This is a genomic window from Brevundimonas sp., assembly GCF_035626975.1.
GTDB lineage: Bacteria > Pseudomonadota > Alphaproteobacteria > Caulobacterales > Caulobacteraceae > Brevundimonas.
In genome coordinates, this window is sequence record NZ_DASPMQ010000008.1 from 41,937 (window position 1) to 60,832 (window position 18,896).

The following is an 18,896-nucleotide window of genomic DNA, read 5'->3' on the forward strand; positions in this document are numbered from 1 at the left end:
TCTTGAGCCAGAGAGACTCTTAAACCCCAAAAACTTTCAAAACTGCGCGCCTAAGTCCCGTTTTCTTGCTAAACAGGGCCGAAGGAGCCGCTTAATGCCCAGGTCCCCGATGCAAACCTTCCCGGAGGTCTTTGTCTCCACCAGCGAGACGGCGACCGCGGTGTCGCGCGCGGTCCGCCAGGGCGAGCTCCGGCAGATCGGGTCCAAACTGTATACCCGCAATCTTGTCGATCCGCCTGAGCAAATCGTGGGCCGCCATCTCTGGACGCTCGTCGGAGCCTATATCCCGGGCGCGCTGATCGCCGACCGAACCGCGATCGAGAACAAGCCGGCGGCCGACGGCTCGGTCTTCGTGGTCTCCGATCGCAAGCGCGACATCGAGCTGCCGGGCGTGACGATCCGGACCCGCCGAGGGGCGCCGCCCCAGCCCACCGACCTGCCGTTCGTCGGCAATCTCTTCCTCTCATCGACCGCGCGAGCCTACCTCGACAACATGGCCCCGTCGCGCCGACGCGGAGGCGATGTGACCCGCACCCTGACGCGGGGCGAGATCGAGGCCCATCTCGACACCCTTGTTCGCCGCGGCGGCGAGGCGGCGGCCAACAGGCTCAGAGACGAGGCGCGCCGGATCGCGCCCATGATCGGGCGGGAAGCAGAATGCGAAACCCTGGAGAGATTGATCGGAGCCCTCCTCGGGACGCGCGACGAGCCGCTGATCACGGACCGGGCCCAGGCGCGACGCGCCGGCGTCCCGTTCGATCCCGAACGGCTCGCCCGCTTTGAGCTGCTGCATCGGGAACTGCGAGCGACAGCGCCGGTCATCCGCCCCGCCGCCGGACGAACCCCTGACGGCCGATCAAGCCTGGCCTTCTTCGAGGCCTATTTCTCCAACTTCATCGAAGGCACGGAGTTCGAGGTCAGCGAGGCCGCCGACATCGTGTTCCGGAACGTCATCCCCCGGGATCGTCCTTCGGACGCCCATGACGTCCTCGGCACCTGGAGGCTGGTTTCGGATCCCGTCGAAATGGCCAGGACGCCCCGGGACGCCCCGGAGTTCTTCGATCTCCTGAAGGGCCGGCATGCCGCTCTCATGGCCGCACGGCCGGACAAGAACCCGGGAGCGTTCAAGCAGGAGGCCAATCGGGCCGGCCAGACGACCTTCGTGGACCCGGCCCACGTCGAAGGCACGCTGGCGCGCGGGCTTGAGCTCTACCACAGCCTGGAGACGCCCTTCGCCCGCGCCGTCTACATGATGTTCCTGGTGTCGGAGGTTCACCCCTTCGCCGACGGCAACGGCCGGATCGGACGGATCATGATGAACGCCGAACTCGTCGCCGCCGACGAGGAGCGCATCATCATCCCGACGATCTTCCGCAGCAACTACCTGACGGGACTGAAGGTGCTCTCGAACAGCGACAATCCGAACACCCTGATCCGCAGCCTGGATTTCGCGCAGAAATGGGTGGCGGCGGTCCCCTGGGCCGATCTCGGCGCGACGCAAGCGGTGCTGGAGGGCTGCAACGCGTTCATGGACCCGGCCGAGGCCGACGAGCGCGGCATAAGGCTGCGCCTGCCCCAGACCTTCTAGCCAGGGAGCCGCCGTCGGTCGGCGCGGGTCAGCCCACGACCACGGCGTCTCGACGTCCGGCGCTAGAACCCGAAATCGATCTGATCCGCGGACGCCTGCCCCTTCCGCCGCCGGGGCGCAGCGGCCGGCGCAACAGGGACCGAGGGCTCCGGCGCGGCCGTCGCCGCCGCGATCGGCTTTTCCTCATCCTTCTGCCGACGGAGCGACCGCGCGCTCTGAATCAGCTTCGGCTCCCGGGGCCGGGCCAGCGGCCTGGGACATGGGAGGCCCCGGGTCTTGCGTGTCGCCTTCCAGGCGGTCAGTTCGCTTTCCCACCAGCCGACCCGGTTGGACGAGATGCGCACCGGCTCGGGAAAATCCCCGACCTGCTGCAGGCGCCACGCCGTGGACCGGCTGAGGCCCGTGACGTCCCGGACCCGATCCCAGGGCAGCAGCCGGTCTTCCGGGCCGCCCGTCTCGACCGGCCCGCCTTCGGGCTCGAACGTCATGACGGGCCTCCGAACATCCGCCCGGCCGCCGTCCCGAACATCGTGCAAACCGTCCGGGCGCCGATCGCGGCGTGTCTGATCGAGCGCTCAACCATGGCGCCGTCCCCTCGCCGCCGGCGGCGCGGCGGTGCGGATGTCGGTAATCTGCGACCGCGCCCATTCCCGCAGCAGGCCGCGCGGATAGTGGGGCCTGGACCGGATGTGACGGCAGGGCGGACCGCCGCCGCCGGTCGACCACAGTCGCGCCAGGCTGGACGGCTTCAACCGGATGCCGAACTGGGCCAGGAAGGCCGACGCCTCCGCCCGCGTCAGCAGATCCTCATCCCCGCCGGAGGCGGCCCCGGGTTCGGCGGACGTCTCCCCGATCATCGCCCCGCTCCGCGCGGGCGACACTGGGCCGAACTGGTGATCCCCCGTCCCGCGGTCAGCGCCAGGTAGCAGTCCACAACCGTCGCCACATAGGCCTGGGTCTCGGCTATGTCCGGCACCCGCCCCAGCCGCGCGACGCGGGCCGGACCCGCATTGTAGGCCGCCAGCGCCAGCCGAAGGTCGCCGAAGCGCCGGATCTGACGCGCCAGATAGTCCGCGCCGCCGCGCAGGTTCTCGACGGGATCGAAGCGGTCGCGGACGCCCAGCTCCACGGCGGTGCCCGGCATCAACTGGGTCAGTCCGCCCGCGCCGACCGGCGACCGGGCATCGGGCCGGTAGGCGCTCTCGTCCGCGACCAGTTCGTCGCGGAGCAGACAGTTGCGGCGGTCGAGATAGAGGGCGCGGAACTGTTCGCGCGGCTGGTGGGCGAGCGCCGTCCGGACATAGGCCAGAAGCGCCGTCCAGGACGTGATCACCGGGCGGCGGCCGGCGTCCTCTCGCGCCAGGCGGATCGCGAACTCGCGCAGCAACTTCAGCTCGGCCGGGACGCCGGGCCCGCGCCGGCCGCGCGCGCCAGTTCGCCGGATGTCGCTCCGGCCAGGGCGCCAAGGCTTCCGAACCGGTCGAGCAGGGCCGCAGCGAGCCGCTGCGGATCCGCGTCCGGGCCCGTCCGCCCCAGCAACAGGGCGAGCAGGGTCAGATCGTCCAGCGCCGCAGGGACAAGGGTCGGCGACGGGCGCGCGCGCCGGTGCGGTTCGGGGGTCGGCGCCCGGTTCGGGGTCGGTGTCATGGCGGTCTCCTTCGCTCCACCACGGAGCGCCCGCCGTCGGCCTTCCTTTCTCCCGGCGCGGGCTTGTCCCCTCGTCGGCGCCGCGCCACCCTGCGACCATGAAAGGCCTTCTGATCTGCGCCGCCGTCCTGCTGGTTCCGGCCGTCGCCCGGGCCGACCCCTGCGAGGGCCGGCTGCCCGGCCGCGCCGGGGAAGCCTTCTCTGGAATCGTGCGCTATGTCGGCGACGGCGACAGCCTCTGCCTGGGAAACGCCACCGACCCTGACGACTGGATCGAGGTGCGGCTTTCGGACTTCGACGCCGCTGAACTGCACAGCCCGACCGGCTCCACCGACCGCGACCGGCTGGTCCGCGTCGTCCGCGGCCGCCGCCTCGACTGCGTAGCGGTTCGCGGCCGGACCGGCCGAGTCGTCGTCCACGACCGGGTCATCGCTTCTTGTCACCTGAATGGACGCCGGGTGGGCGACCTCCTCCGCGCGGCCGGCGGTCGCGAAGGCGGGAACTAGACGGCGGCTTCGTCGGTCAGGCGCCTTGCCGCGCCCGGCGCCGGGCCCCTACAGTGCCGCCCGGGCCGCTGAAGGTCCGGACGGTCACAAGACGTCCGGCTCCGTCAGCTCGATGGGTCACCGGGAGAACAATGATGAAAGTTTCCAATCTGCTGGCCGCCGCGGGAGCGATCCTGACGCTGAGCGCCGGCGCGGCCCTGGCCGCCGAGGGCTGCGACTGCTGCAAGGACATGGCCGCAGGCGCCGCCGTGAGTTGCTGCGACGAGATGAAGGCCGAGCCGGCCCCGGCCGAACCCGCGCCGCCCGCACCGGCTCCGTCGGATACGCCGGCGCCGCAAGGGCAGGCCCACCGCTGACCCGCTTCACCTGAGCGGCTCAACCGCGGGGCACGGCGTCACAAAGTCAGAGGATCGCTGTTGGGGACGACGATGCCGTCGCCCCGGGGCGGGTCCGAACGCACGAACCGCACGGTTTCGGTCCGCAGGTGAGGCTCGGCGACGAATCCGGCCTCCGCAAAGGCGAGGTGCTGCGGCATCACCGTTGCGCCGGGATCCGGCCTCCACCAGGTTTCGGTCGTCGCAGCCTTCGGGAGAAGGTCGCAGACGATGCGTTCGATATCGCGGAAGGTCAGTATCACCTCGGGCCGCCGTTGGCGCTGGAGGAAGGATGCGAGGGGGGCGTATTTGGCCATCAGCGTGTTTTCCGCCTGCGTGGTCCAACGTCAAGCCCAATGCAGAGCCTGGGTCCCGCCGGTCAGCAACTCTGCTGACGCTGATCGTTGCCGGGTCGGCCAGGCTAACTGGAAGGCTCGGATGACGACGCTTCCGCGCCGAGGGGCGCTATGCGGCCGGAAAAATGACCCGCCATATCAGCTTCCTGCGTCGTTTCGTCCCCGAGTCCGCGTTTGGCAAACGCCTGCGAAAGCAGAACGGGTTGCCGGCCTGACATTGCTATCAGCGGCGGTCCTTTTTCGGCCGAACCGTTCCATCGCCGACGCCGGTCAGGGCTGACGACCGTGGGGCCTCAGCTAACCTTGAGCCCTCACAAAGGCGGCCAGTTCGTGCGGCTCGCCGGTGGGAAATGCGGTCTTGAGGTGATCAAGAAACGCCGAAACCCGCGCGCTGAGCAGGCGACGCGACGGGTATAGCGCCCACAGGGCGATCTCGGGCCCGTCGACGTCGCCCCAATGCACCAGGCTGCCAGCCGCTACGTCGTGACTGATGAGCGACACCGGAAGTCGCGCAGCGCCGACTCCCGCCCGAACCGCGTCGCGGACCATGATCATCGATGACAGGCCGAGAACCGGGTCGATGAGGATGTCCGACGTTTCGCCCGCATTCGCCACCTTCCAGACCTGCCTTCCGGACGCCGTCCCCCGTGCGATGGCGGGGACGGCGGATCCGTCGCCGGGCCGGGCGAGATCGGCGCTGGCCACCACCACCAGACGGTCGCGCAGAAAGGCCCGCCCGACGAGGGTCTCGTCCGGATCCGGGTTCACGCGGATCACCAGATCGTAGCCCTCCTCGACCATGTCGACGGCCCGATCCTCCGTCGTCGCCTCCAGCCGCACATCCGGGAACTTCATGGCGAACCCGGCGGCCAGCCTTCCCATCGCCATCTGCGAGAACAGCAACGGCGCGCTGATCCGCAGTAGCCCGCGAGGGGTGCTTCCGCCGGAAGCGATCTCTACCGCCGTCTCGTCCAGCTCGGTGAGCAGTGCGGCCGTCCGCTCGTGCAGCGCCCGTCCCTCCTGGGTGAGCTTCAGCGTCCGCCCGCCCCGCTCGAACAGGCGCAGGCCGAGGCTGGCCTCCAGTTCCGCGACCCTGCGGGACAAGGTCGCCTTGGGGCGACCGGCGGCGCGGGCGGCCCGGCCGACCCCTCCATGCCGGGCGACAAGGTTGAAGTCCGCAAGCGCAAGCAGGTCCATGTGTTCCACCAATGAGACGCAGTGTCCCAATCTAGCGGCTGTCGGACAACATGTGGATCACCAATCTCCCGGGCCTACTCAACCCGGAGATTTCCAATGACCATCCTTGTCACCGGCGCCACCGGCCGCATCGGCCGCCAGGTCGTCCAGCAACTCATCCATCGCGGCGCCCACGTGCGCGTCCTGGTCCGCGATCCTGCGAAAGCCGACTTCCCCGCCGGCGTGGACGTGGTGCAGGGCGACCTGCTGGACGTCGACGCGCTGCGAACCGCTTTCGCCGGCGTTCGCACGCTGTTCCTGCTCAATGCGGTGGCGGCGGACGAATTCACCCAGGCGCTCATCACTCTGAACGTCGCCCGCCAGTCTGGCGTCGAGCGGGTCGTCTATCTGTCGGTAATCCACGCCGACCGTTTCGTGAACGTGCCGCACTTCGCGGTGAAGTCCGGCGCCGAACGGATGATCGAACAGATGGGCTTCAGCGCCACGATCCTGCGTCCCGCCTACTTCATCGACAACGAGCTGACGATCAAGGACGTCGTCCTGGACCACGGCGTCTATCCGATGCCGATCGGCGGCAAGGGCCTGGCCATGGTCGACTCCCGCGACATCGCCGAGGTCGCGGCGATCGAGCTGATCCGCCGTGATCAGGCGCCCGGCAAGCTGCCGGTCGAGACCATCAATCTGGTCGGCCCCGACACGCTGACGGGATCGGACGTGGCGGCGATCTGGTCGGACGTCCTGGGCCGCCCGATCGTTTATGGCGGCGATGATCCCGCCGGGTTCGAGCAGAACCTGGCGAACTTCATGCCCAAATGGATGGCCTATGAAATGCGGCTGATGGCCGAGCGCTTCGTCAGCGACGGCATGATCCCGGAGGCCGGCGATGTCGCGCGTCTGACCGGCATCCTCGGCCGCCCGCTGCACACCTATCGCGGCTTCGCGGCCGGAATCGCCACCGCCGCGGATCAAGCCTGACAAATGAGGCCCGGGGCCGTCTCCTGGAGGCGGTCCCCGCCCGCCCCGGTGACGCCTGGGACGACAGCTCAACCACCGCCAGTCGTCCGTCGACAACTATCCGCTTCCATGGTGCGCACCGGAGGGGATGTCCGCCTCCCACACCAAGGCGCCGCTCTCGAAACACTCGCTCAGGGCGTCGCCGAGCACGCGGACCTTACGCGTCTGGAAATCGCTGGGGGGTCGAACGAGATAGATGCCGGCCGGCGGCGGGGGCCAGGCTGCCAGCACCGTGACGAGCGCGCCGGAGGCGATCGCGTCCTGGATCAGAAGGTCCGGAAGCGCCGCGATCCCCAGCCCCTGAATCGCGGCGGCGGCCAGGGCGACGCCGTTGTCGGCCTTGAACCGCCCCTGAGGCCGAACGGAAATGATCTGCCCGTCCTTCAGGAAACGCCAGGTCTCGGTCCCCTGCATAAGGCACTGGTGCTCGACCAGGGCTTCCGGCGTTTCCGGTTCGCCGTGCGAGGCGAGGTAGTCCGGACTGGCGACACACCGGCCCCGCAATGGGCCGATCCGGCGCGCCAGCAGATTGGAGTCGGTCAGATAACCCACGCGAATCCCCGCATCGAACCCCTCGCCGACGAGATCCACGAACCGGTCGCTGTAGGCCGTATGCACCTGGAGCTGCGGATGGCGGCTGGCCAGCCGGGCGAGCACCGGCGCGAAGTGAGTGGGCCCAAGGGTCAGGGGCGCCGCGATCCGCAGCCGGCCGGTCAACTCGCCTTCCGGTGAAACAGCCTCTCTGGCGGCTTCAAGCTCGGCGACAACACGGGCGGCGTGCTGGCGAAAGGTCACGCCCGCCTCCGTCAGCGCCGCGCCCCGGGTCGTACGGGTGAGAAGCTCCGTGTCGAGGGCGGCTTCAAGTCGCTTCAGGCGACGGCTCACGATGGATTTCGGCAGCCCCAAGCGTCGCGCACCCGCGGTCACGCCCCCCGCATCGGCGACCTCCACGAAGGTGGCGAGATCCTCCAGATCGAACATGAGTGTTCCACTTTCCGCGACACAGAGGTCGGATTTGCGGGTCTACCCTGCCGAAGTCCGGAACGCCAATCTCAACCACAGACGGCGGGGCGATCAGGCTCCCCCCAAGAGGATGAATCAGATGACCACGCCCCAGCGCCTCTTCAAGCATGAGGAATCAGCCCTCGTGCTGATCGATTACCAGACCGAGATGTTCGACAACGTCCGTTCGGAAACGCCGGCGGACCTGATCGATCTGAACGTGCGGCTGCTGATCAAGGCGGCCAGGGCGTTCGGCATCCCCGTCGTCCTGTCGACGGTCGGCGTGAAGATGGGCGTGAACCACCCGACGCGTCAGTCGATCGTCGACGAATTGCCCGGGATCGAGGTCATCGACCGCTCGTCGATGAACGCCTGGGAAGACAAGGCCTTCCGCAAGGCGGTGGAGAAGACGGGCCGCAAGAAGCTGATCTTCGGCGCTCTCTACACCGAAATCTGCCTGGCCTTCCCGGTGCTCGAGGCCATGGCCGACGGCTACGACGTGACCTTCGTGGTCGACGCCGTCGGCGGCATGTCGCAGCTGGCCCACCGCACCGCCGTCGAACGCCTGACCCAGGCCGGCGCCGCCCCGAACACCGCCTTGGCCATGGTCACGGAGTTGTTCCGGGACTGGGCCTCTCCGGTGGCGAACGACGCCCGCACCATCCTGAAAACCTACCTGACGGACCTCGGCGCCCTCGCGGCGCGCTGATCCGGCGCGAACCCTCAAGGAAAACTCCCATGTCTTTGGCCGTCCTCTCGACCGCCCGCGCCGAAACATCACTCCCCCGTCAGATCGTGCATCTGACGCGAGGGCGCCGCCACGGACCGATCACCCGGCTGATGAGCCCCGGCGACCTCGGTCAGGCGCTGAAGCCTTTCGTCTTCCTCGACCTGTTCGAAGCCGATCCGAAGGCGATGGCCGAAGGCATGGGCATTCATCCTCACTCAGGCATAGCCACCATCACCGTCCTGATCCGAGGCGATCTGCGCTTTGACGATCCGGACGCCGGCCAGGGGACGATCGGATACGGCGGCGTCGAATGGATGCGGGCGGGAGGCGGGGTATGGCACGGCAAGGAGTTGTCGGCCGGATCTTCGGACCGGGTCCAGGGCTTCCAGCTCTGGATCACGCTTCCGCCCGAGACGGAGAACGGGCCGTCCGAAAGCCAGTACATCGCTGCCGAGGGCATGGCCGCCGCCGGTCCTGCCCATGTCATCCTGGGCCATCATGAGGGCGTTCGCAGTCCGGTTCGCGCACCCGATGGCGTCAACTACCTGCCGGTCACGCTGCGGCCGGGCGAGACCTGGTCCTACACGCCACCCGCCGGCCACACCGCGGCCTGGGTCGGCGTCGCCCAGGGCAGGCTTGCGGCCTCGAAGCCGATTTCGGCGGGGAGCTCGCCGCCTTCGCCCCGTCGGAGGAGACGATCACCCTCTCCGCGTCCGGAAACGACGATGCCGTCTTCGTGCTGGGGTCGGCCGTTCCGCATCCGCACGACCTGCACACCGGCTACTACTCCGTCCACACCTCGGCTGAGGCCTTGGCGCGTGGAGAGAGCCGGATCGCCGAGCTTGGCCGGGCCCTGGCCGAGGCGGGCGACCGCCGCACCGCTTCCGGCTCTACCCCGGTCTTCCGCTGAACCAGGCACGCCGACGGCCGCCGACGGCCGTCCGCGGCCTTTCCATTTCCTCCAGATTCCGGAACACGACCATGAACATCTCCAACGCGGCCGCCACCGGCGGTCGCCTCGCCCTTGCCCTGATCTTCATCCTCAGCGGAGCCGGCAAACTGGCCGCCCTCGAGGCGACCAGGGGCTACATCCAGTCCGTGGGCCTTCCAGCGGCCGACGTCGCGCTGTGGGGCGCGATCGCGATGGAACTGCTCGGCGGCCTCGCTCTGGCCGTCGGCTTTCAGACACGCCCGGCGGCCGTGCTGCTCGCCGGCTTTTCGATCCTGACTGCGATCCTGTTCCACGCCCGGTTCGCGGATCAGAACCAGATGATCCACTTCATGAAAAACGTCGCGATCACCGGCGGCCTGCTTCAGGTGGCGGTATTAGGAGCGACGGCGTTTTCCCTCGATGCGGTGATCAAGCGCGGACGATCCCGGCTGGCGCAATCCGCCTTGACCTGAAACCCGACATGGGGGCGGGGTGAGCCACAGCCTTCGCTTCCGCCGCTCCGCGCCAGGAGCGGACATTGGCCCGCGGCCGGAGAAGCGGACGTTCGAGTGGAGCTAGGCAGAAGGTCAGCTTCCGACCCATTGCGGGCCTTCGAGCCATCAGCGACAAGATGCCATGTCTCACTATTTGAAACCCGGCACGGTCGTTCGGCGCATCAACCATCCCGGCGACAGTTGGGAGGATGGTGTTGTCGTCCATTGCTGGCTGGACGATCAGCTTGGCGTTTTCGACTGCTACGTGGCCTTCTTCGGAAGCGCGATGCCGGAGGGCAAACCTACCGAAAAACCATATGTCCTGCGCTTCGCCTCGACATCGCTGACAGAGATCGAACCGGTTTCACCGGCGCTTGGCGGCTATGAGTTAGTAATGGGAAGCGACGTGGCTGACCGAGACGGAATGTATCTCGAACTGAATGACGGCTCGATGGAGACGATGCCGCTCGGCGAAGTCTTTTACTCTGACCTCGACGGCTCCATGACGGCATCCACCTTCGGAAATAGCCTTCCGCTCGATGCGGTGGAATGGATGATAGGCGAGGCCAAGAGACGGCTTCCACCGAAGAAGTAACGACCGCTTCCCACCCTCAGGCGACGTTCCGTTTGCGACCCTTGCGGACAGTAGGTGTCTTCCAAGACGATTGCAGACTGCACTGGGGCCACTACGCTCGGGCGATGATCACTCCCTGCCTGCAATCCAAGACAAAAGGACGCTGACCCGGTGGCTGTCACTCAGCAAATCGCCCGAGTCGCTCAGGGCATCTTGGAAGAGATGTCCGCCAATCCCGAGGTATTGGATCGGCTCCTGCGATTCAAACTGACCGGCCCAGAAGACATTCTGGACCTCGATTGGGCTCCCAAAGCGCTGCTCGCGCTTGCGCAAGACTCTTTGTCGGAAGCGCAGGTCAGAGCGTTGCGTGATCTCTTGGAAGGGTCGAAGCGTCTCAACAAGGAATGTGCGACGGGTCTGCAGGACGACCTAGTCTGGTCGGATGTCACCTGCCTTTACCCTTCCGAGGTTCAGCATGCGTCGAGCATCCTCGCGGGCCTCACCTCTAGCGACATCCTTCGGTCATTCCCGCCAACGCGAGAAGCTCAGATGGAACTGCGCGGGGCGATGCTGCCGGACGATCCAGTCGAGTACTACGCAGCCCATTTCACGGCCCTCCTCCACTTTGCCGAACGGGCGGCGGATCGAGGCCTCGGACTAGCACTCTGGTGGGACTGAGATACCAAGCTGTCGTCGTCAGCTGCCCGGCTCCGCTTGTGAACCGAATGGACGCTAGGGCGGTATCCAAGGGCACACTCGCAAGGTCCGCTCTCGACCCTTAGGGGACATTCAGAGAGTCGGCTTTCGGGCCCCGCAGATGGGAACGCCCTCACCGTCGGCGGGCAGACTCTCCGCTAGCCACGGCCGGTGGGCCGATCGGCCGTATCTGAAGCCAATCCGGAATATTGGCCTTTCAGCACAAGGCATTTCCCTAGCCGCCCCCTCGGATCAGGACCGCGTCCCATCGCGGGGTCACTGGGCTTCGCGGAAGAGGTTGAGATCGATCGACTCGGCAAGCGCTCGATAGCCCTTGTCATTGGGATGCAGATGGTCGCCGCTGTCGTATTCGGAGTTGAGCCGAACGACACCGGCATCTCCGGCTCGTAAGACCTCTTCAAAGTCGAGGACAGCATCGAACGCGCCGGACGTTCGTATCCACACATTGACCTGTAGGCGCATGGCCTCCACCACCGCGGCTTGAGCAGGATCCTCAATATGGTTGCTGGGGAGAAGCGTCGCTGCCCAGATTTTGACATCGCGCGCGCGGGCACGCTCCGCCAACGTACGCATACCCTCGATGATCTGCTCAACCGAGACCTGCTCCTTCGCGTCGGTCAGATCCACCGAACCAGTGATGTCATTGATGCCCGCTGCGAGGAGAATCCAGCGGACGCCAGGCTTGGCAAGCGCGTCTCGCTCGAAGCGCGACATTACGCTCGGCCCGATGTAGGGAGCCGAACCGTCGTTCAGGATGCGATTGCCGGCCATCCCTGCGTTGATCACCGCTATCGGGCCTAGCTCCGGGTGATGCTGCAAGCGCTCCGCCAGCACATCGGGCCACCGGACATTCGCGTCAAGTGTCGATCCAACGCCATCAGCAATAGAGTCGCCAACGATCACCAACGCGCGCGCCGCGGGGTCGGCCGCGACCTCAATATCGGTAACGAAGAACCGACTCCTGCGCTGCTCGCCGGCCAGAGGGTCAGTTGAGAGGGTCATGTCGCCGCGAGCTATGACAGCCGTTTGCAGCCCCACGCCGTGGAGCGTTGCGGCTGCCGAGCCGGTCGGCAGGTAAAGCCGCACAGTGATGTCCTGAAGAGGCTGAACGGCCAGAGGAACAGGGTCGCTAAGGACGTCAGCCCCTTGGGGGATGGTGACGATCGGCTGACCTCCGAAGGCTACCGTCAGAGGCATGCCCTCCCCGACTTGCACGCGCACCGGGCCGATTTGCTGCGCGCCGACGCCCAGGAGGTTGGACAGGCGGACGCGGACTGCCGAACCGCCTACCGTGGTTCTCACGACCTGGCGGATCGTCGACGGCTCCAACGCAGGCCCAGGCCTATCGGGTGACATGCTCCAAGCGGCGACCCACTCCTGTTTGTGGGCAGCACTTGCTGGCCATGCTGTTGCGAGGGCGAATAGAGCTGCGACGAGGGCGAGCTTGTTGGCGGGCATCATTTTTTTTGAGCCTTGTAGGTGCGAGAGGCGCTCCCACTGCCCGGCTCCCTGGCGCTTGTCCTTACGTGATGTCCGAAAAGTTCTGAAGACTTCTGAAATCGTCGCGGCCCATATGCTCGAGGCGCTTCACGCGATCTGAAACGGGCTAAGCTTTGCCGAGCCAAGGGTGCAGGAAACATTCATTGATGATCGTTGGGGAGTGGACCGTTGATCCCGTGCGGGGTCAGCTCACCGGCAACGGGCGAGCTGTTCAGCTGGAGCCGCGCGCGATGCGTCTGCTGCTCTGCCTTGCCGAGCGGCCCGGTGAGCTTGTCAGTATCGATGACCTGCTCACGAACGTTTGGCCTGAGGTCATCGTCGGTTCGGATTCCGTTTATCAAGCTGTCGCGTCCTTACGCAGGCGGTTGGGCGATGACGCCCGGCAACCCCGCTACATCGCGACCGAGTCAAGGCTTGGCTATCGCTTGGTCGCGCACGTAGCTCGGGCGCCAGCGGTCGCTGCGAATAGCGATCGAAGCAAGGCGAGCCCTCGCGGCGTCGCCGTCGCCAGCGTCGCGCTCGCCGTCCTTCTTATTCTCGCGACGGCTTGGGTTTCTGGCGGCCTGCCTTGGACGCGATCGCACCCGCCGATCCCCTCTGTGGCGGTTCTGCCCTTCATCGATATGACGGACACCATGGATCAGGAGGTGCTTGTCGACGATACGACGGAAGGCGTGATCGCCGCACTTGCCGGGCTGCCAGGCATTCAGACCACCGGTCTACGATCAACCTTCCAGTTCAAGGGGCAACGAATTTCGCCTGAGGCGGCGGCTGCCCAGCTGGGTGTCGACTTTGTCGTGGACGGACGTTTGCGGAAAGAGGGGGCGCGCGTGAACGTCTTTACTCAACTCGTACGCGGCAAAGACGGCTTCGTGGTGTGGTCGCATGTCTTCGAGGCTCCCCTTGGGAACGCACCTGGGCTGCACTCGGAGATTGCTGCCGCCTTGGCAAACCAACTGACCGCGGAGGTTGGTCAAGGTCACGAACTGGCGGAGTCCGGCTCGCGCGAAAGAATGGGGCCGAGAGCGTTCGGCTTAACTCCGCGGCTCGCAGACAGATCGCGGCGAGCCTGATTCAGGCGGACATCGTCGCCTCGTTCCAGGCAACGATGGCCGCGCTCCGGAAGATGCAGAGGGTCGTTCGGCTCATCACCGCCGCGCCTACGACAACGTCGCCTGATCTCGGCAAGGAGACAGTGTTTGTTGAATGTCCGCTTCTCGCCCCAGGCGGCTGTCCTAACCCGACCCATTGCGGACGTTGCGGAGCGCCCTCCGTTCAGCCTCGCTTAATACAGATGGCCGGCAGAGCTATCGGCGCGGCGTACCGAGCGTTAGCTTCGGCCGATCAAAGGGAGCTCGCGTTTTGAAGATGAAGCCAATCGTCCGGATAGATGCGGGTGGAGCGCTGGTGCCACTGGTCGATACGCACGCCCGAGATCTCGCGCTTCTAGAGGGCGAAAGGCTCCACCGTCTATTTCGCCCGGACATGGGTGCCGATTACACAGCGCTGATGGCCGTGATTGCTTCCGAGGGCGGCGGACTGGTGCAGCTGCATGACGGCCAAGCGGTAAGGTCGCTAGCCGTCTGGCGTGTGTTCCACACGACCTATTGCGGCCTGAGATGCGAGATCGACGACTTGATCACCGACCCCGATTGCCGATCCAGAAGACACGGTGCCGTACTCCTCGACTGGTTGGAAGCGGAAGCGCTCCGTTCCGGCTGTCGAACAGTAACGCTTAACTCCGCCACGCATCGGGCGGACGCCCATCGATTCTATTTTCGACAACGCTACGAGATTCTGGGCTTTCACTTCTCCAAATCAGTTCGAGGCGACGGAACCACGTAATGTTTCATCTCTCTTTGCCCGTAACTGACCTAGCAGCATGTGAGCATTTTTATCGGGAGGCGTTCGCGGCGACGGTGCAGCCGCTGCGCGCCGGCGTGTCCAACATTCATGTCTTTGGCGCGCAGCTGACGCTTCACGAACGCACTGACTCGGCCCTAACTGGTCACGCGAGGGCCGAGATGCACTTCGGCGAAGTGGTTCCGGTGGCCAGTTGGATGGCCATGCGCACCCGGCTGGTCGAGGTTGGCGCTCCCTTGATCCGATGTAGTGAGCCTTCCGAAGGCCGTCGCGGCAAACTCGTCGTGCAGGACCCATCCGGGAACTTGGTAGAGATCAACTCAGCAGACTAGCCGCCGCCGAACGTCCGCTAACCACCCATAGGCGACAGTCCGCTCACGACCCATTGCGGACCTTGCGCCTGTTTGCCGCGGGAATGGCGGTGGTGACCGGGGCGCGTGCGCCTTTGTCGGAGCAGGAATGACCCCCAGCCGCGCCTGGATAGCCTGACGGCCCACACTGCAAACGATCAAGGCAGAGGGACGGCCAAAGCATTCAGGCTCTTGAGAATGGTGTTGACCAGAACCTTGTTGGCCTGGGCGGTCCTCGGTCCAAGCTGGTTCGTCATCACGACGAGGCCCAGCTTCAACTCAGGCTGGAGGATGCACAGGGCGCTGGCTCCTTCGACCATGCCGTCCTGCCAGATCACGCGACGGCCATCGATCTCGATCATCTGCCAGTTCAAGCCAACGCTGAACACGCCCCTGTCTCCGAATACGGGTTGCGTGGACGTAAACACCGGTTGGTGGGAAAGCCTGACGGCCGGATCTGCATCTTCGACATGCCAGCGCAGGTATTTCAGCATGTCGGGCGTGGTGGACTTTAACGCGCCCGCCGCCGCAAGCCATTCGGGGTTCTCCGGCATCTGACGCCCGGCGTCGTCCCAGCCCGGGGCGAGCCGCGCCTGCTGCTCAGCCGTCAGACTGAGGGCGGTGTCATACATTGACAGAGGCTCGAGGATACGAGTCCTCAGGAGGTCCGCGTAGGATTGCCCGTAGATGCGCTCAAGCACATACCCGGCCAGCTGAGCGGCGGCGTTGGAGTATTGATACGTCGCGCCAGGGGCGGCCGTCAGTTCGACCCTGGCCAGATCGTCGAAAAACTGCGTGCGGTCGTATGTGCTGGCCACCTCGGCGACACGTGTGGCGTAGGGGCGGGGATCTCCCTGGAAGCCGGGATCGAGTTCGGGCCGATCAGGCAGCAGGAACGGGAGACCGGAACGATGGTCCAGCAGGTCCATGAGGCGGATCGGCCGCCCGTCGAACTCCAGGTTTGGGTAGTCCCCGTCGAGGTAGTTCCGAACATCCTCCGACAGCGACACACGGCCCTCTGCGGCGGCCTGCGCCAGCAGCGTGCCGGTGAAGGTTTTCGTGATGGACGCGATGGCGAAGAGGGTGTCTTCACGAGGAGGATGATCTTCCCCGGGGATGAGAGTTCCGTACTGGAGAACGTGGGTTTCGCCGTCCTTGAGCACGCCGATGGAAATCGCGGCCGCTTCCGGATTGTCGCGCAGATATAGCGCCGCAGCCTCATCCACCGCCGCCTTCCAGGGTAGCGGTTCAGACGCCCGGGCATCCGCGGAGAAGCTGAAGAATGCGACTCCCAGGGCCCATATCGCGATCGCAAGCGATCGACCTGCTGTGCGCTGTGCGGCCGTTCGGGAAGATCGCTTCATGCCTCGAAACCTCATATCGCCGGACGCGAACCCGCAAAGCTCGTAGTTGCAGGCCTGCGACCTCCACCAGAGTGACATCAATCGGTCTGCATGGCCGAACTGTGACGCTGGAGTCCGCTTCCCACCCTTAGCGAAAGTTCAGCCGCTCCAGAGCGCCAAGGTCAGCATCGCGTCAGAAGCGGACATTTCCTCCCCGCCGGCAGGCGGACATCCAACGTCCGCCGGCTGAACGCGCCCGCGGTGGTGACCTAGCAGAAGCGCGGAAGTTAGCAGTCGATCGCTGCGCGGCGTTTTTCTCGGCCGAAGAGCCGGCAATTGGTGACGCGGATGAGGCGGCGCCTCTATGCGGCTTCCAGCTTCTCTTGAATGTCAGCCACCAAGGCCAGCCGCCGCCAACCGCCGCCATCTCCCTGAACCATCCCGCAGGAGCCCTTCAGGGGTCTCCATGGCTCTGCCTTCCAGCTCCATCGCCTTGGCAGCCCACTCCTTGGACGTGCGCATCAGTTGCTCCACCTATGATAAGGCGGCTGGAACATCATGGTTACCCTGCCAGTCGGTCGAGTTGGGTTCACCCGCTGTTTGGCGCAAAGACATCTTGCGGCATGAGACGCATCTTCTTCTCGCTGGGTGGCCTAACGAGCCAGACTCGATCGGCTCACATGAGTTTCAAGCTGGTCCTGTGTGTCCGCCGTTCGGGCGAGAGCCGCCCATTGGTCAGCCAGGAATAGATACTCGCGTTTCCCGTCGAAGTCCGACATCGCTCGGGCGTGCTCGCGCACGGCTGCCGCTTTGGCTCGGCATTCAGCTGCGGTCATCATAACGTCAAGTCTCGCCGCCGTAGCTATCGCGCTTACAGGTTCCTACTAGATCGCGACCGCGATACACCTCGGCGTGGGTATAGGCTTTCGTCATCAGTAAAGTGATCCGAGCCAAATCCTTGGCATCCTCATCATCCTGCACGTCAATGACCTCGGTCACCACCGGTGTGACTGGTCCGTCGTGAAGATGCAGCTTGTAGCGCGGCACGCCGAGGCTCCGTAGAAGCCGCCAAAAATACCGCTGGCCTACGAGCCCTTCTATCGGGTGCCCGACTTAGCGCTGGACGGTCAGGATTTTACCGGAACGGGCTCCGACGATGCTTCGCGGCGATCGGCAACGGCCTTCGCTGCGGCATAGCATTCACAAGCCGCCCGCTCCAGGGCGGCGCGGTTCTTTATCAGAACCTTGCCCCTCGCATAGGAGATAGCACCGACTCCGGCGAGCGATTGAGCGGCTTCGTTCACTGTCGTTCGCTGGGCGCCCAGCATGTTTGCGAGGAATTCCTGGGTCATGGACAGGGTGTCGTTGTCGGCTCGGTCGTGGGCGCGCAAGAGCCACTTGGCGAAGCGTTGTTCGGCCCTATGAACGGCGTTGCACGGCGCGGACTGCTCAAGTTCGACTTGGAGCGCCGCATCGTAGGTGGCTAGTAGGAGCCTCAAGCTTGGTCGTTCACTCGACAACTCACGCAGCTTCCTGGCTTCGATGCGTCGGGCGCGTCCTGCGATCTGGCCGATGTAGCGAACCGAAGTCCGAAAGGGCACCTGCCAAGCGGTGGTGCCGGTGAAGCCTTCTCGCCCGATCATATAGGCCTCGACGGTTTCGCCATTCGTCATCATCGAGACAGCGGAAATAACGCCACGATCTACAAAATAAATCTGCTGAACCTCTTCGCCCGGCTCGCCAAAAACGTGTCCTAAATCAAAGTCAAAATCTGACATATGAGTGAGGACCGCCTCCCGATCATGTTTTTCCAGTTTTTCGAGGAGGAGATTACGTTCAGGTAGCAGAGCCATAAGGGCTCCTAACGGGTCGCTGTACATGGCGTCAGTCAGAATCTGACTTAGCCCAAGCTTGCCGCTGCGATAGGCGCTAATTCGCGCGAATGACAGCAGTTCCTGCGCGTCACGCCGGGCCGGGCTGTATGCCGCCGCCGGCGACCCGAGCATAGGAGCCCGAAGACAGTCGGGTAGCGGGCTGGCTAGTAGATGATCGCCACTACCTGCTGGGTCGGATTGCCTGCCGGCCGGCGTTCTGGCGGCTGCTTTCAGCGATGCGATGAAGGGACCGCGAGCGGGTCGAGCATCCGAGTAGCGCCAGGAGCGGACATTTACTGGTCGCCCAGAAACGGAACTTCCCGCCCCGTCCGGCCGAAGGTCCGCTTCCGACCCATTGCGGACATTGGTGCGGCAACAGAGACTGGCGGCCACCGGAAGGCGCCAAATCATGAACGTCCAATGTTGCTTCTGCGCAGCAGCCATCGATCACCCGGGGTCGGGAGGGAGTCAGACTAACGCTTGAGTCGATGGGCGACGGGGCGGCCCAAGCTCTCTTCGCCCACGCTCGCTGCCTAGAGACCCGCTTTGCGCCGATCCTCGCGACTGAGACGGCCTTTGACGCCCGTGCCTTTGAACCCGATTAGATCAGCTATCCGGCCCGAAGCCGTTGACCGTTTCTGACCCGTTGCGGACATCTGGCGGGCCGGACATTGATCGCCCGAGCGCCGGCCGATATTCGTGCGCCATGGTCAAACTCCGCCAGTCCAGGCCTTATGACGGGCCCCGCGTCGTCGACATATGGCGCAACGCCGTCGACGCCACTCACGACTTCCTGACCAGGGAGGATCGCCTCGCCATCGACTACGAGGTCAGAG

24 protein-coding genes and 1 pseudogene are annotated in these 18,896 nt (G+C 65.4%); 13 read left to right on the forward strand and 12 right to left on the reverse strand.

The window, feature by feature from the left end; all coding sequences use genetic code 11:
• The first annotated feature begins 94 nt into the window (after window positions 1–94).
• Window positions 95–1,588: a Fic family protein gene (locus tag VEB62_RS02700; protein ID WP_324795134.1), complete on the forward strand. Its 1,494-nt coding sequence runs from the start codon at window positions 95–97 to the stop codon at window positions 1,586–1,588.
• Window positions 1,589–1,650: 62 nt separating this feature from the next.
• Here VEB62_RS02700 and VEB62_RS02705 read toward each other — a convergent pair whose 3' ends face one another.
• The 4 genes from VEB62_RS02705 to VEB62_RS02720 all read right to left on the reverse strand — a co-directional run bounded on the left by VEB62_RS02705 (window position 1,651) and on the right by VEB62_RS02720 (window position 3,235).
• A complete protein-coding gene (locus tag VEB62_RS02705) occupies window positions 1,651–2,076 on the reverse strand; it encodes a helix-turn-helix transcriptional regulator (RefSeq protein ID WP_324795137.1) in 426 nt (141 codons plus the stop codon).
• A gap of 87 nt (window positions 2,077–2,163) precedes the next feature.
• The gene (locus VEB62_RS02710; RefSeq protein ID WP_324795139.1) at window positions 2,164–2,445 is read right to left on the reverse strand and encodes a hypothetical protein; all 282 of its coding nucleotides are present in this window, start codon (window positions 2,443–2,445) and stop codon (window positions 2,164–2,166) included.
• Window positions 2,442–2,975 (reverse strand): transglycosylase SLT domain-containing protein, encoded by a 534-nt coding sequence (locus VEB62_RS02715; RefSeq protein WP_324795141.1) that lies wholly within the window; start codon window positions 2,973–2,975, stop codon window positions 2,442–2,444. The genes VEB62_RS02710 and VEB62_RS02715 overlap by 4 nt, the downstream gene beginning before the upstream one ends.
• 2 nt (window positions 2,976–2,977) lie before the next feature.
• A complete protein-coding gene (locus tag VEB62_RS02720) occupies window positions 2,978–3,235 on the reverse strand; it encodes a hypothetical protein (RefSeq protein ID WP_324795142.1) in 258 nt (85 codons plus the stop codon).
• 98 nt (window positions 3,236–3,333) lie between these two features.
• On the opposite strand from VEB62_RS02720, the gene VEB62_RS02725 reads away from it, so the two are divergent.
• On the forward strand, window positions 3,334–3,741 hold the full coding sequence (locus tag VEB62_RS02725) for a nuclease (RefSeq protein ID WP_324795144.1): 408 nt from the start codon (window positions 3,334–3,336) through the stop codon (window positions 3,739–3,741).
• Window positions 3,742–3,875: 134 nt separating this feature from the next.
• Window positions 3,876–4,097, forward strand: a complete 222-nt coding sequence (locus VEB62_RS02730; protein ID WP_324795145.1) for an ammonium transporter family protein — start codon at window positions 3,876–3,878, stop codon at window positions 4,095–4,097.
• A gap of 38 nt (window positions 4,098–4,135) precedes the next feature.
• On the opposite strand, the gene VEB62_RS02735 is transcribed toward VEB62_RS02730, so the two are convergent.
• Together VEB62_RS02735 and VEB62_RS02740 are read right to left on the reverse strand one after the other, a co-directional pair.
• The gene (locus VEB62_RS02735) at window positions 4,136–4,432 is read right to left on the reverse strand and encodes a DUF7662 domain-containing protein (protein ID WP_324795147.1); all 297 of its coding nucleotides are present in this window, start codon (window positions 4,430–4,432) and stop codon (window positions 4,136–4,138) included.
• Between the two features lie 336 nt (window positions 4,433–4,768).
• Window positions 4,769–5,668: a LysR family transcriptional regulator gene (locus tag VEB62_RS02740; RefSeq protein ID WP_324795149.1), complete on the reverse strand. Its 900-nt coding sequence runs from the start codon at window positions 5,666–5,668 to the stop codon at window positions 4,769–4,771.
• 96 nt (window positions 5,669–5,764) lie between these two features.
• On the opposite strand from VEB62_RS02740, the gene VEB62_RS02745 reads away from it, so the two are divergent.
• On the forward strand, window positions 5,765–6,643 hold the full coding sequence (locus VEB62_RS02745; protein ID WP_324795151.1) for an SDR family oxidoreductase: 879 nt from the start codon (window positions 5,765–5,767) through the stop codon (window positions 6,641–6,643).
• Between the two features lie 96 nt (window positions 6,644–6,739).
• Here VEB62_RS02745 and VEB62_RS02750 read toward each other — a convergent pair whose 3' ends face one another.
• Complete coding sequence (locus VEB62_RS02750; protein ID WP_324795153.1) at window positions 6,740–7,663, reverse strand: LysR family transcriptional regulator; 924 nt, start codon at window positions 7,661–7,663, stop codon at window positions 6,740–6,742.
• 121 nt (window positions 7,664–7,784) lie between these two features.
• Between VEB62_RS02750 and VEB62_RS02755 the strand changes: the two genes are divergently transcribed.
• Complete coding sequence (locus tag VEB62_RS02755; protein WP_324795155.1) at window positions 7,785–8,393, forward strand: isochorismatase family protein; 609 nt, start codon at window positions 7,785–7,787, stop codon at window positions 8,391–8,393.
• A 68-nt stretch (window positions 8,394–8,461) separates the two neighbouring features.
• Here VEB62_RS02755 and VEB62_RS02760 read toward each other — a convergent pair whose 3' ends face one another.
• On the reverse strand, window positions 8,462–8,623 hold the full coding sequence (locus VEB62_RS02760) for a hypothetical protein (RefSeq protein ID WP_324795157.1): 162 nt from the start codon (window positions 8,621–8,623) through the stop codon (window positions 8,462–8,464).
• On the opposite strand from VEB62_RS02760, the pseudogene VEB62_RS16690 reads away from it, so the two are divergent.
• The 5 genes and pseudogenes from VEB62_RS16690 to VEB62_RS02785 all read left to right on the forward strand — a co-directional run.
• Window positions 8,576–8,752 (forward strand): annotated as a pseudogene (locus VEB62_RS16690) (pirin family protein); the annotation flags it as partial. The gene VEB62_RS02760 and the pseudogene VEB62_RS16690 sit on opposite strands and share 48 nt — an antisense overlap.
• Before the next feature lie 398 nt (window positions 8,753–9,150).
• Window positions 9,151–9,324 (forward strand): hypothetical protein, encoded by a 174-nt coding sequence (locus VEB62_RS02770; RefSeq protein WP_324795160.1) that lies wholly within the window; start codon window positions 9,151–9,153, stop codon window positions 9,322–9,324.
• 71 nt (window positions 9,325–9,395) lie between these two features.
• The gene (locus VEB62_RS02775; protein ID WP_324795161.1) at window positions 9,396–9,818 is read left to right on the forward strand and encodes a DoxX family protein; all 423 of its coding nucleotides are present in this window, start codon (window positions 9,396–9,398) and stop codon (window positions 9,816–9,818) included.
• Window positions 9,819–9,981: 163 nt separating this feature from the next.
• The gene (locus VEB62_RS02780; RefSeq protein WP_324795162.1) at window positions 9,982–10,434 is read left to right on the forward strand and encodes a hypothetical protein; all 453 of its coding nucleotides are present in this window, start codon (window positions 9,982–9,984) and stop codon (window positions 10,432–10,434) included.
• A 150-nt stretch (window positions 10,435–10,584) separates the two neighbouring features.
• The gene (locus VEB62_RS02785; RefSeq protein WP_324795163.1) at window positions 10,585–11,091 is read left to right on the forward strand and encodes a hypothetical protein; all 507 of its coding nucleotides are present in this window, start codon (window positions 10,585–10,587) and stop codon (window positions 11,089–11,091) included.
• A gap of 294 nt (window positions 11,092–11,385) precedes the next feature.
• Here VEB62_RS02785 and VEB62_RS02790 read toward each other — a convergent pair whose 3' ends face one another.
• Complete coding sequence (locus tag VEB62_RS02790; RefSeq protein ID WP_324795165.1) at window positions 11,386–12,588, reverse strand: SGNH/GDSL hydrolase family protein; 1,203 nt, start codon at window positions 12,586–12,588, stop codon at window positions 11,386–11,388.
• 188 nt (window positions 12,589–12,776) lie between these two features.
• On the opposite strand from VEB62_RS02790, the gene VEB62_RS02795 reads away from it, so the two are divergent.
• The 3 genes from VEB62_RS02795 to VEB62_RS02805 all read left to right on the forward strand — a co-directional run bounded on the left by VEB62_RS02795 (window position 12,777) and on the right by VEB62_RS02805 (window position 14,825).
• Entirely contained in the window at window positions 12,777–13,703 is a 927-nt protein-coding gene (locus tag VEB62_RS02795) for a winged helix-turn-helix domain-containing protein (RefSeq protein WP_324795171.1), read from the forward strand.
• Between the two features lie 295 nt (window positions 13,704–13,998).
• On the forward strand, window positions 13,999–14,475 hold the full coding sequence (locus VEB62_RS02800) for a GNAT family N-acetyltransferase (protein WP_324795166.1): 477 nt from the start codon (window positions 13,999–14,001) through the stop codon (window positions 14,473–14,475).
• Window positions 14,475–14,825 (forward strand): VOC family protein, encoded by a 351-nt coding sequence (locus VEB62_RS02805; protein ID WP_324795167.1) that lies wholly within the window; start codon window positions 14,475–14,477, stop codon window positions 14,823–14,825. The genes VEB62_RS02800 and VEB62_RS02805 overlap by 1 nt, the downstream gene beginning before the upstream one ends.
• A gap of 176 nt (window positions 14,826–15,001) precedes the next feature.
• Here VEB62_RS02805 and VEB62_RS02810 read toward each other — a convergent pair whose 3' ends face one another.
• The 3 genes from VEB62_RS02810 to VEB62_RS02820 form a co-directional block, all read right to left on the reverse strand.
• On the reverse strand, window positions 15,002–16,207 hold the full coding sequence (locus VEB62_RS02810) for a serine hydrolase domain-containing protein (RefSeq protein ID WP_324795168.1): 1,206 nt from the start codon (window positions 16,205–16,207) through the stop codon (window positions 15,002–15,004).
• A gap of 822 nt (window positions 16,208–17,029) precedes the next feature.
• Entirely contained in the window at window positions 17,030–17,233 is a 204-nt protein-coding gene (locus VEB62_RS02815) for a hypothetical protein (RefSeq protein ID WP_324795169.1), read from the reverse strand.
• 80 nt (window positions 17,234–17,313) lie between these two features.
• The gene (locus VEB62_RS02820) at window positions 17,314–18,039 is read right to left on the reverse strand and encodes a Crp/Fnr family transcriptional regulator (RefSeq protein WP_324795170.1); all 726 of its coding nucleotides are present in this window, start codon (window positions 18,037–18,039) and stop codon (window positions 17,314–17,316) included.
• Window positions 18,040–18,896: the final 857 nt, after the last annotated feature.